This window comes from Streptomyces inusitatus, assembly GCF_014651115.1.
Taxonomy (GTDB): domain Bacteria; phylum Actinomycetota; class Actinomycetes; order Streptomycetales; family Streptomycetaceae; genus Streptomyces; species Streptomyces amakusaensis.
In genome coordinates this window covers 14,125-25,791 of sequence record NZ_BMWG01000022.1, presented here as the reverse complement: position 1 = coordinate 25,791, position 11,667 = coordinate 14,125, and the positions used below count along the sequence as shown (strand labels likewise).

The following is an 11,667-nucleotide window of genomic DNA, read 5'->3' as shown; positions in this document are numbered from 1 at the left end:
ATCGTGGAGAACCTGATTGCGCTGCTCATCGCGGCGCCCCTGCTCGGAGCGGTGGTGCTGCTGTGCGGCGGGCGACGGCTCGACCGCACCGGACACTGGCTGGGCACCGCGCTCGCCGGCGCGTCCTTCCTCATCGGCGTGGTGCTCTTCGCCGGGATGCTGGGCGAGAGCGCCGACGAGCGCACCCTGCACCAGAGGCTGTTCAGCTGGATCCCCGTCGAGGGCTTCCAGGCGGACATCGCCTTCCAGCTCGACCAGCTGTCGATGACCTTCGTCCTGCTGATCACCGGTGTGGGCACCCTGATCCACATCTACTCCATCGGGTACATGGAGCACGACGAGCGCCGCAGGCGCTTCTTCGGCTATCTGAACCTGTTCCTCTCGGCGATGCTGCTGCTGGTCCTCGCCGACAACTATCTGCTGCTGTACTTCGGCTGGGAGGGCGTCGGCCTCGCCTCGTACCTCCTCATCGGCTTCTGGCAGCACAAGCCCAGCGCGGCGACGGCGGCGAAGAAGGCCTTCCTGGTCAACCGCGTCGGTGACATCGGGCTCTCGATCGCCATCATGCTGATGTTCACCACCTTCGGGACCTTCGCCTTCGGACCGGTCCTCGGCTCCGTCGGCGAGACCGGGGAGGGCACGCTGACCGCGATCGGTCTGATGCTCCTCCTCGCGGCCTGCGGCAAGTCCGCGCAGGTGCCGCTCCAGTCCTGGCTCGGGGACGCGATGGAGGGCCCGACCCCGGTCTCGGCCCTGATCCACGCGGCCACGATGGTGACCGCGGGCGTCTATCTCATCGTCCGCTCCGGCGCGATCTTCAACGCCGCCCCGGACGCCCAGCTGGTGGTCGTGGTGGTCGGCGCGGTCACCCTGCTCTTCGGAGCCGTCGTCGGTTGCGCGAAGGACGACATCAAGAAGGCGCTGGCCGGCTCGACCATGTCGCAGATCGGCTACATGATCCTGGCGGCCGGGCTCGGCCCCATCGGCTATGTCTTCGCGATCATGCACCTGGTGACGCACGGCTTCTTCAAGGCCGGGCTCTTCCTCGGGGCCGGTTCGGTCATGCACGGCATGAACGACGAGGTCGACATGAGGAAGTACGGCGGTCTGCGCAAGCACATGCCGATCACCTTCGTCACCTTCGGCCTCGGCTATCTCGCCATCATCGGCTTCCCCGGGCTCTCCGGCTTCTTCTCCAAGGACAAGATCATCGAGTCCGCGTTCGCCAAGGGCGGCGCGGAGGGCTGGATCCTCGGCGCGGTCACCCTGCTGGGCGCGGCCATCACCGCGTTCTACATGACCCGGGTGATGCTGATGACCTTCTTCGGCGAGAAGCGCTGGCAGCCCGACGCCGAGGGCCATGAGCCCCATCCGCACGAGTCGCCCAGGTCCATGACGATCCCCATGATCGTGCTGGCCTTCGGCTCGGTCTTCGCGGGCGGCTTCTTCGGCATCGGCGACCGCTTCCTCAACTGGCTGGAGCCCGTCACCGGTTACGACCACGGCCACGCTCCCATCAGCGCGGCCACCGTCACCACGGCCACCGTCGTGGTGCTGCTGATCGGAGTCGGCGTCGCCTGGCTGATGTACGGCAGGCGGCCGGTCCCGGTCCTCGCACCGCGCGGCTCGCTGCTCACCCGGGCCGCCCGCCGCGATCTCTACCAGGACGACATCAACCACGCGGTCCTGGTCCGCGGCGGCGAGCACCTCACCCGCTCCCTGGTCTATGTCGACCACACCCTGGTCGACGGCGTGGTCAACGGCACGGCCGCCTCGGTCGGCGGGCTCTCGGGCCGGTTGCGCAAAATGCAGAACGGCTACGCCCGCTCGTACGCCGTCTCGATGTTCGGAGGTACGGCGGTGCTGATCGCCGCGACCCTGCTGATGAGGGCGGTGTAATCGCGATGTCCTTCCCGCTCCTTACGGCGACGGCGGTGGTCCCGGCGGTCGGCGCGATCGTCGTCGCCGCCGTGCCCGCCGGGCGCCGCTCGGCGGCCAAAGTACTGGCGCTGGCCTTCTCGCTGATCACCCTGGCGCTCGCCGCCGTCGTCTTCCTCCGGTTCGAACCCGGCGGCGACCGCTACCAGCTCACCGAGTCCCACGCCTGGATCGCGGAGTTCGGCGTCCGCTACGAACTGGGCGTGGACGGCATCGGGGTGGCGCTCATCGCGCTGACCGCGCTGCTGATCCCCTTCATCGTCCTGGCCGGCTGGAACGACGCCGACCCCCAGGAGACCGGCAACAGCAGATGGCGGCCGACGCAGGGCTTCTTCGCCCTGATCCTGATGGTCGAGGCGATGGTGATCCTCTCCTTCGAGGCCACCGACGTCTTCCTCTTCTACATCCTCTTCGAAGCCATGCTGATCCCGATGTACTTCCTCATCGGCGGCTTCGGCGACCGCGCCCACGCGGGCAGCGACCAGAAGGCGGCGGCCCAGCGGTCGTACGCGGCGGTCAAGTTCCTCCTCTACAACCTGGTCGGCGGGCTGGTCATGCTGGCCGCCGTCATCGGGCTCTATGTGGTCGCGGGGAGCTTCTCGCTCACCGAGATCGCCGAGGCGCGGGCGAGCGGCCAGCTTGAGATGGCGACCAACACCGAACGCCTGCTCTTCCTCGGCTTCTTCTTCGCCTTCGCGATCAAGGCCCCGCTCTGGCCGCTGCACACCTGGCTGCCCAACGCTATGGGAGAGGCCACCACCCCGGTCGCGGTGCTGATCACCGCCGTGGTCGACAAGGTCGGCACCTTCGCCATGCTGCGGTTCTGCCTCCAGCTCTTCCCGGAGGCCTCGAAGTGGGCCACCCCCGTGATCCTGGTCCTGGCGCTGATCAGCATCGTCTACGGGGCGCTGCTCGCGGTCGGCCAGCGCGACATCAAGCGGCTGATCGCCTATGCCTCGATCTCGCACTTCGGCTTCATCGTGCTCGGCATCTTCGCGATGACCTCGCAGGGCCAGTCCGGCGCGACGCTCTACATGGTCAACCACGGGCTCTCGACCGCCGCGCTGATGCTGGTGGCCGGGTTCCTGATCACCCGGCGCGGCTCCCGGCTCATCGCGGACTACGGCGGAGTGCAGAAGGTCGCCCCGGTGCTCGCGGGCACCTTCCTGATCGGCGGTCTGGCCACCCTCTCCCTGCCGGGGCTCGCGCCCTTCGTCAGTGAGTTCCTGGTCCTGGTCGGCACCTTCGCCCGCTATCCGGTCGCCGGGATCATCGCGACCTCCGGCATCGTGCTGGCCGCCCTCTACACCCTCGTCCTCTATCAGCGGACCATGACCGGTCCGGTGAAGGCCGAGGTCAAGACCATGCCCGACCTCAAGCCCCGTGAACTGGCGGTGGTCCTGCCGCTGATCGCGCTCCTGATCTTCCTCGGCGTCTTCCCGAAGCCGCTGACGGAGATCGTCAACCCGGCAGTGGAGCACACGATGTCCGACGTACAGCAGAAGGACCCCCGGCCCGAAGTGGAGGCCGCCAAGTGAGCCCCACCGCTGTCCACAGTCTGTGGACGACCGCCGCCGAGCCGCTGGACAAGATCCAGGCCCCGGACATCGAGTACGGCCAGCTCGCGCCGATCCTGATCGTCGTCGGAGCCGCGATCGTGGGCCTCCTGCTGGAGGCGTTCCTGCCGCGCAGGGCGCGCTACCAGGCCCAGGTCACCCTGACCGTGGTCGCGCTCGCCGCCTCCTTCGCCGCCATCATCGCCCTCGCACAGGCCGGTTACGGCACCACAAAGGCCAATGTCGCGGCCATGGGCGCGATCGCGATCGACGGGCCGACGCTCTTCCTCCAGGGCACGATCCTGCTGGCCTCGGTGGTGGCCGTGCTCACCTTCGCCGAGCGCAGGCTCGATCCCGAGACCCATGGGAACCATATCGACTCCTTCGTCGCCCAGGCCGCCTCCGTGCCCGGCAGCGACAGCGAGAAGTCGGCGGTCAGGGCCGGGTTCACCACCACCGAGGTCTATCCGCTGGCGCTCTTCGCGATCGCCGGCATGCTGGTCTTCCCCGCCGCCAACGATCTGCTGACGCTCTTCGTCGCGCTGGAAGTCTTCTCGCTCCCGCTCTATCTCCTCTGCGCCCTCGCCCGCCGCAAGCGGCTGCTGTCGCAGGAGGCCGCGGTGAAGTACTTCCTGCTGGGCGCGTTCTCCTCGGCGTTCATGCTCTTCGGCATCGCGCTGCTGTACGGATACGCGGGCTCGGTCTCCTACGCCCGGATCGCGGAGGTCGTCGACGGCAGCGTCCGCACCATCGACCCGGCGCTCGCCGACACCATGGGCAATGACGCGCTGCTGCTCATCGGCGGCGCGCTGATCCTGATGGGTCTGCTCTTCAAGGTCGGCGCGGTGCCGTTCCACATGTGGACCCCGGACGTCTATCAGGGCGCGCCGACCCCGGTGACCGGCTTCATGGCGGCGGCGACCAAGGTGGCCGCGTTCGGCGCGCTGCTGCGGCTGCTCTATGTGGTGCTGCCGGGGCTGCGCTGGGACTGGCGGCCGGTGATGTGGGCGATCGCGATCGTCACCATGCTGGCCGGTGCGATCGTGGCCATCACCCAGACGGACATCAAGCGGCTTCTGGCGTACTCGTCCATCGCGCACGCCGGGTTCATCCTCGCGGGTGTCATCGCGTTCACCCCGGACGGCGTCTCGTCGGTCCTCTTCTATCTGGGCGCGTACTCCTTCGTGACCATCGGGGCCTTCGCGGTGGTCACCCTGGTGCGGGACGCGGGCGGGGAGGCGACCCATCTCTCCAAGTGGGCCGGGCTCGGCAGGCGTTCTCCGCTGGTGGCGGCGGTGTTCGCGGTGTTTCTGCTGTCCTTCGCCGGGATTCCGCTGACCTCCGGCTTCTCGGGGAAGTTCGCGGTCTTCAAGGCGGCGGCCGAGGGCGGCGCGGGGGCGCTGGTGGTGGTCGGTGTTCTCTCGTCGGCGATCGCCGCGTTCTTCTACATCCGGGTCATCGTGCTGATGTTCTTCAGCGAGCCCAAGGCCGACGGGCCCACGGTCGCCGTCCCCTCGGCGATGACCAGCACGGCCATCGCGGCCGGTGTGCTGGTGACCCTGGTGCTGGGGCTCGCCCCGCAGTACTTCCTGGATCTGGCGGGCCAGGCCTCGGTCTTCGCCCGTTAGTTCCTTGGGGCGGTCGTGTGGGAAGGGCCCGGGGGCGGGCCCTTCCCACACCTTTATGACTCGGCCATGGCCCGGCCATGGCTCAGCGCTCTGTGCTCAGCCGGCGGGGGCGGCCGTGATTCTGCCGCTGACCTCGCCCAGCCCGACCCGGACACCGTCCGGTCCCGGGGCCCACGCCGTCATCGTCACCTCGTCGCCGTCGGCGAGGAAGGTCCGGCCGCCGTCGGGGAGATCGATCCGGTCGCGGCCGTTCCAGGTCAGTTCGAGCAGGGAGCCGCGCTGATGGACCTCGGGGCCGCTGACCGTGCCGGAGCCGTACAGATCGCCGGTGCGCAGGGACGCGCCGTTCACCGTCATATGGGCCAACTGCTGGGCCGCCGTCCAGTACATCGTGGCGAACGGAGGCTCGGCGATCACCTGCCCGTTGACCGTCACCGTGATCCGGATGTCAAAGCCGCCCGGCTCCTCCTCGGCGGAGTCGTCGAGGTACGGCAGCAGCGGGACGTCCCGCGCGGGCGGGGAGGTCCTGGCGGCCTCCAGCGCCTCCAGCGGGGTCACCCAGGCGGAGACGGAGGTGGCGAAGGACTTGCCGAGGAACGGCCCGAGCGGCACGTACTCCCAGGCCTGGAGGTCCCGCGCCGACCAGTCGTTGAGGAGCGAGAGCCCGAAGACATGGTCCCGGAAGTCGCCGAGGGCGACCGGGCGGCCCTGCGGGGAGGGGACGCCGACGACGAAGCCGACCTCCGCCTCGATGTCGAGCTTCACCGAGGGGCCGAAGACGGGGGCGGCGTCGGCGGGCGCCTTCCGCTGCCCGCTCGGCCGCACGACCTCGGTGCCGGAGACGACGACCGTGCCGGAGCGCCCGTGGTAACCGATCGGCAGATGCTTCCAGTTGGGCGTCAGCGCCTCGCCGTCCGGGCGGAAGATCCGGCCCACATTGGTGGCGTGGTGCTCGCTCGCGTAGAAGTCGACGTAGTCGGCGACCTGGTACGGCAGCAGCATGGTGACCGCGTCGAGCGGGTGCAGCAGCGGCTCGATCGTCTCCCGGTGGGCGGGGACCGTCACCCAGGCGGTCAGGGCCCGCCGTACATCGCGCCAGGCGGTCCGCCCGGCGGCCAGCAGCGGGTCGAGACCCGGCCGGTCCAGCAGGGCGGCGTACGGGGAGCCGAGGGCGCGGGCGGCCGCTCCGGCGTCGAGCACATGGTTCCCGAGGCGGACGCCGACTCGGGGGCGCCCGGGTTCACCGGCCGTGGTGAAGACGCCGTACGGGAGGTTGTGCGGGCCAAAGGGATCACCCTCGGCCGGATCGAGCGGGCTCTGCTCGGACATCGGTGCCTGCCTCGCTTTCCACGTTGTGGGGACACGTTACGTGGACGAGGCACCCGTCCGGCAGGGCACGATCACCCGGCCAGCCTCGGGATCCGCCGCTCCCAGGTCCGATGGAAGACGATCTCCCGCCCGTCCCGGCAGACCACCTCGTCCCGCAGCAGGAAGTCGGCCGCGTCGCACGCGGTCTCGGAGCGGGTCTCGACACTCACGTCCCAGGACAGCTCGGGCCGGTGCAGCCGGACGGTCCGCTCCGTCCACGCGCGGGCCGAGTGCGGGTCGCGCTCCCGGATCGTTCTGATCTCCGTCGTCTCCCCGGTCACTTCGAGGCCGTCCGGATACCGCTGGACGCCGTGCGGGCCGGGGCGCGTCTCCAGCCGCCATTCGCCCGCCGCGAGGTCCCGGACCAGCAGCCGGGCGGGCGGCGGCGGGTCCAGGGTCACGGGCGAGCTGACCCCGAGCGGCTCCGGGTGCTCCGGCTCCGGCTCCGGCTCCGCGAAGCGGACCTCCTCGCCCGGGCCTTCGGCGGCCGGGAGTTCGAGCAGCGAGCCCTCGGGTTCCAGAACGAAGCCCGCCGGGGCCGCTGAGTCCGCCGTGCCTGCCGGGCCTGCCGGGTCCGCCGTGCCCGACTGCGGCCAGACCCGGGGCCAGTACGCGGAGGAGACGGCCAGCCGGATCCGGTGCCCGGGGGCGAAGGTGTGCGCGACGGGGCTCAGCGCGAGGGTCACCTCCTCCGCCGTCCCGGCGGGCCAGGCGTGGGCGCGCTCGGCGCCGTGCCGGGCGGCGAGGTTGAGCACGCCGAGGGCGATCCGCGCGGACGAGCCGTCGGGTCCGACGTCGCAGAGCCGGGCGACGGCCTGCCCGTGCGGGACCTCCATCCGCAGCCGCAGCGTGACCCGGGGCCGGCCCAGGACCGTGACCGGCTCCCCGGTCACCGGGAAGTCGAAGCACGCCGAGTACGCGTCGTCGGCCCGCTGGTCGCCCGGGATCCCCTCCCCGCCGTCGGCCGGGTCGCCCGCCTCCGCCCCGGTGCACTGGGGCGAGTCGACGGGCCGGGGCGCGCCCCGGAGCCCGTACGACAGAGGGGTGCCGTCGTCCCGGCCGCGCCGCCCGGCCCAGCGGCCGCCCGCCCCGGTGTCCAGGACGCGCAGCGCGGGTTCGGCCGTCGCCCCGCTGTCGATGCCCTTGAGGTGCTGGTCCCACCAGCGCAGGGTCTCGTGGAGGAAGCCGACGGCGGGCCCCGGCCGCCCGTGGTCCGGGTACCGGCCGGCCGCCCAGGGGCCGAGCACCCCGCGCACCCGGTCCGGCGGCAGGGTTTCGAGGAGCCGCAGGACCGTCTCGCGGTGCGGGCCGTGCGCCCCGGCGACGGCCAGCACCGCCGCCCGTACGGCGGTGAGGGGGACCGCCCGCCGGTCCCAGAAGTCGTCGCGGATCTGATGGGCGAGCCAGGTGTGCGCGGCGGGTTCGACGGCCGCCAGCCGTGCGAGCCACAGCTCGCGCCAGCCGGGCCCGGCGAAGGCGGGGTCCGGCGGGAGGCAGTCGGCGCTGAGCCGGGCGGCCGAGCGGGCGTGCAGGCCCTCCGCCGACGGCGAGCCGCCGGGGTACGCGCCGCCGTCGCGGTACGGGTCGGCCTCGGCTCCGACGAGTACCACCGCCGCCAGCGGCTCGGGGGCGAGCGCCGCCGTCCGCAGGGCGTGGTCCGCGCCCGGGCCGATGCCGAACATCCCGGTCCGGCCGGTGCACCAGGGCTGGGTGGCCAGCCAGTCGATCACCTCGGCGGCATCGGCGGCGTCCCGGTCCGGGTCCGGGCCGCCCGGGTCCGGGGGCCGCCCGGCGGAATCGGGCCCGCCGCCGCTGTTGCCGTGGCCGCGCGCGTCCACTCGTACGGAGGCGTAACCGTGGCCCGCGTACCAGGGGTGGCGCTGTTCGTCGCGTGGGGCGGTTGAGTCCGTCAGCCTTTCCGGCGAATACTCCAGCAGCGCGGGGACGGGATCGGCGGCGACCGGACGCCAGACGCGGGCGTACAAGAGGGTCCCGTGGCGCACGGGAATGCGGATGTCGTCCCGTCGGATGTCGGGGGATTCATATGCTTCTGTGCGGTTCTGCGGGCGATGGCGCATGGCTGAGCCTCGATGCAGGGGGTGCGCCCCCGTCGCCGGAGCGGCCGTCCGGGCGGTTTTCCCGACTGGACACTGATCGCGGTGAAAAGGGCTACTTCGGGTCGTATGTGCTGATCACGAACATACCGGCGGTGGCGGGAAGGCGCTCATGGTGATCGAAACGCGACCGGATACGCTGACTTGAGTGAATCCACCGACACATCGACAATCCGTGTGATTATCAGCAGACAGGAGACCACCTCGTGACCGTCGTCGGGCCGTTCGGGCTGAGCGTGCGGGACCAGGCTCTTGAGGCCGATGTCCAGAACGGACTGTCCGCCGTGGAGGCGGGCCTGCTCGATGCCACCAAGAGCGAGGTGCCCTTCATCACGGAGGCCGCACAGCACCTCGTACGGGCCGGGGGCAAGCGGTTCCGGCCCCTGCTGGTGATGCTGGCGGCCCAGTTCGGCGACCCGCACGCACCCGGAGTGGTGCCGTCGGCCGTCGTGGTGGAGCTGACCCACCTCGCCACCCTCTACCACGACGATGTGATGGACGAGGCCGAGGTGCGGCGCGGCGTGGACAGCGCCAACACCCGCTGGGGCAACTCGGTGGCCGTGCTGACCGGCGACTTCCTCTTCGCCCGGGCCTCCCACATACTGGCCGACCTCGGACCCGAGGCCGTCCGCATCCAGGCCGAGGCGTTCGAGCGGCTGGTCACCGGCCAGATCCTGGAGACCGCGGGGCCGCGCGACGGGCGCGAGCCGGTGGCGCACTACCTCGATGTCATCGGCGGCAAGACGGGCTCCCTGATCGCCGTCTCGGGCCGCTTCGGGGCGATGATGTCCGGCGCCGACGAGCGCGTCGTGGACATCCTGACCCAGTACGGGGAACGGCTCGGCGTCGCCTTCCAGCTCGCCGACGACGTACTCGACATCGCCAGCGACTCGCACGAGTCCGGCAAGACCCCCGGCACCGACCTGCGGGAGGGCATTCCGACCCTGCCGGTCCTCCTGCTGCGGGCGCGCGCCGAGACACTCGGCCTGCCCGAGGACCTGGAGCTGGTCGCCCTGCTCGACGGTGACCTCTCGGACGACGCCCGGCTCGCGGAGGTGCTGCGCAGGCTGCGCGAGCACCCCTCGCTGGAGCAGGCCCGGCGGGACACCGTGCGGTACGCCCAGGAGGCGCGGGCGGCCCTCACCCCGCTGCCCGACTGCTACGCGAAGTCGGCTCTGGAGGAGCTGTGCGACGCGGTGGTGCACCGCGCGGGCTGAGCCCCGGTCCGCGGCCCGCTCCGTTTCGGCGTCTCCCCTACGGGAAGAGGGGGACGCCGTCCTGGTTCCTCATCCCATAGCAGTAGGGCAAGTTGCTCCCGGGGGGTGACGCCCCCGCTCGGCCGATTTGGTCAGATGGAGAGCACCAGAACCGAGGAAACGGCTTCGGACCCACGGAGGTAGGCCACACCATGGCACCGAACGACAGCGCTCAGAACATCGATCAGGACCAGGACACCGCGCCGGTCCGACGCAGAGCGGCGCGCTACTTCGTCCCGGTCGCCGTGGCCGGAGTGGCGGCGGCGACCATCGGGCTCGTACCGGCGCTTGCCGCGTCGGGGGACCCCGATCTGCCGAAGATCAGCGCCCAGGAGCTGATCGAGAAGATCGCGGCCTCGGACACCGAGCGGCTCTCCGGCATGGTCAAGATCAGTACGGATCTCGGTCTGCCGTCCATAGCCGGGCTCGCCGAGGACTTCCTGCCCGAGGGCGCGGGCGCGGGCTCGGGCTCCGGCGCGGCCCCCGAAGAGAGGCTGGCGCGGCTGGCCACCGGCTCGCACACGCTGCGCGTCGCGGTCGACGGCCCCGACCGGCAGAAGGTCTCGATCCTGGAGGACAGCTCCGAGTACAGCCTGATCCACAACGCGGGCGAGGTCTGGGCGTACGACAGCGCCTCCAACGAGGTCTACCACGCGAAGGACGACGGGACTCCGGGCCAGCGCGGTAAGGCTTCCGGCGAGAAGGCCGCCGAGGAGCTGCCCGCCACCCCCAAGGACTTCGCCGACCAGGTCCTGAAGGCGGTCGGCCCCTCCACCTCGGTCACCGTCGACGGCACCGCGCAGATCGCCGGGCGGGACGCCTATCAGCTGGCGGTCAAGCCCCGGCAGAGCGGTTCGACGATCTCCTCGATCAAGATCGCGGTGGACGCGAAGACGGGTACGCCGCTGAAGTTCTCGATCAATTCGAGCGCGGGCGGCAAGGCCGTGGTCGACATCGGCTTCACCAAGGTCGACTTCTCCCGGCCCGCCGCCTCCACCTTCGACTTCACCCCGCCGAAGGGCGCGAAGGTCACCGAGGCCGACGAGCTGCGGGAGGCCGAGGGCAAGCCCGGGAAGGACGGCTCCGCCCACCAGGAGGAGCTGGACAAGACCCTCGAAGGGCTCGGCGGCGCTCTGCCCGGCGGTCTCCCGAGCGGCGGCATGGACGTCATCGGCAAGGACTGGACCTCCATCGCCAAGTTCGGCGGCACGGGCGGCGCCGAGGCGGAGCAGCCCGCCGACGGCGAGGTTCCGGCCGAGGCCCAGAACTTCCTGGACTCGCTCGGCGACCAGGTCAGCGGGGACTTCGGCAAGGGCACGGTCTTCAAGACCCGCCTGATCAACGCCCTGATGACGGACGACGGCACTGTCTACGTCGGCGCGGTCACCCCCGACGCGCTGGTGAAGGCCGCCAACGCGGACAGCTGAGCCACGGCACCCGGGACACCGGCCCGGCCGCCGTGCCCCCTCCGTCCCCGCGATGGAGGGGGCATCAAGGGCGGACGTGGAGCACGGCAGGGGTCGCCATGCCGTTGTGCGCGAATGAGTACGGAGTCAGCTCGACGCTTCGGATCAGCACGCCGGGAACCTCTGCCACGCGTTCCAGGGCTTGCACCATGGCGTCCTGAAGGCTCGGCGCGGGGAAGTAGCAGACGAACTTCGAGTACGCGGGTCCCTCCTCCGGCCCCAGGCAGCCATCGGCGAAGCTGTCCAGCCCGTCCATGATGTCGGACTGCTCGGGGGTGAAGGGTTCCTGAGCGTGCATGACGAAGTGCCAGCTACGCACAGCGGCTGTGCTCTCGTGTGAA

The 11,667-nt window shown here is 71.0% G+C and carries 8 protein-coding genes; 5 read left to right on the top strand and 3 right to left on the bottom strand.

What is annotated here, in order from left to right; genetic code table 11:
• The first annotated feature begins 3 nt into the window (after window positions 1-3).
• The 3 genes from nuoL to nuoN are packed head-to-tail and all read left to right on the top strand — an operon-like array spanning window position 4 to window position 5,122.
• Window positions 4-1,899 carry an NADH-quinone oxidoreductase subunit L gene (nuoL, locus tag IE247_RS26535; RefSeq protein ID WP_190125817.1) on the top strand — a complete coding sequence of 632 codons (1,896 nt, stop codon included), beginning with the start codon at window positions 4-6 and terminating at the stop codon, window positions 1,897-1,899.
• Window positions 1,900-1,904: 5 nt separating this feature from the next.
• The gene (locus tag IE247_RS26530; RefSeq protein ID WP_190125816.1) at window positions 1,905-3,476 is read left to right on the top strand and encodes an NADH-quinone oxidoreductase subunit M; all 1,572 of its coding nucleotides are present in this window, start codon (window positions 1,905-1,907) and stop codon (window positions 3,474-3,476) included.
• On the top strand, window positions 3,473-5,122 hold the full coding sequence (nuoN, locus tag IE247_RS26525; RefSeq protein WP_190125815.1) for an NADH-quinone oxidoreductase subunit NuoN: 1,650 nt from the start codon (window positions 3,473-3,475) through the stop codon (window positions 5,120-5,122). The genes IE247_RS26530 and nuoN overlap by 4 nt, the downstream gene beginning before the upstream one ends.
• A gap of 96 nt (window positions 5,123-5,218) precedes the next feature.
• On the opposite strand, the gene fahA is transcribed toward nuoN, so the two are convergent.
• On the bottom strand, window positions 5,219-6,451 hold the full coding sequence (gene fahA, locus IE247_RS26520) for a fumarylacetoacetase (protein WP_190125814.1): 1,233 nt from the start codon (window positions 6,449-6,451) through the stop codon (window positions 5,219-5,221).
• A gap of 71 nt (window positions 6,452-6,522) precedes the next feature.
• On the bottom strand, window positions 6,523-8,568 hold the full coding sequence (locus IE247_RS26515; RefSeq protein WP_190125813.1) for a CocE/NonD family hydrolase: 2,046 nt from the start codon (window positions 8,566-8,568) through the stop codon (window positions 6,523-6,525).
• Between the two features lie 242 nt (window positions 8,569-8,810).
• Here IE247_RS26515 and IE247_RS26510 point away from each other — a divergent pair, with 242 nt between their 5' ends.
• On the top strand, window positions 8,811-9,821 hold the full coding sequence (locus IE247_RS26510; protein ID WP_190125812.1) for a polyprenyl synthetase family protein: 1,011 nt from the start codon (window positions 8,811-8,813) through the stop codon (window positions 9,819-9,821).
• Between the two features lie 191 nt (window positions 9,822-10,012).
• Window positions 10,013-11,287, top strand: coding sequence for a LolA family protein (locus tag IE247_RS26505; RefSeq protein ID WP_190125811.1), 1,275 nt, complete (start codon window positions 10,013-10,015; stop codon window positions 11,285-11,287).
• A gap of 64 nt (window positions 11,288-11,351) precedes the next feature.
• Here IE247_RS26505 and IE247_RS26500 read toward each other — a convergent pair whose 3' ends face one another.
• A complete protein-coding gene (locus IE247_RS26500; RefSeq protein WP_229869367.1) occupies window positions 11,352-11,624 on the bottom strand; it encodes a hypothetical protein in 273 nt (90 codons plus the stop codon).
• Window positions 11,625-11,667 lie beyond the last annotated feature (43 nt).

Excerpts from the sequence above, each read along its gene's own strand:
- IE247_RS26530 (WP_190125816.1), top strand. The coding sequence starts at position 1,905 with ATGTCCTTCCCGCTCCTTACGGCGACGGCGGTGGTCCCGGCGGTCGGC.
- fahA (WP_190125814.1), bottom strand. The coding sequence starts at position 6,451 with ATGTCCGAGCAGAGCCCGCTCGATCCGGCCGAGGGTGATCCCTTTGGC.
- IE247_RS26515 (WP_190125813.1), bottom strand. The coding sequence starts at position 8,568 with ATGCGCCATCGCCCGCAGAACCGCACAGAAGCATATGAATCCCCCGAC.
- IE247_RS26505 (WP_190125811.1), top strand. The coding sequence starts at position 10,013 with ATGGCACCGAACGACAGCGCTCAGAACATCGATCAGGACCAGGACACC.
- IE247_RS26500 (WP_229869367.1), bottom strand. The coding sequence starts at position 11,624 with ATGCACGCTCAGGAACCCTTCACCCCCGAGCAGTCCGACATCATGGAC.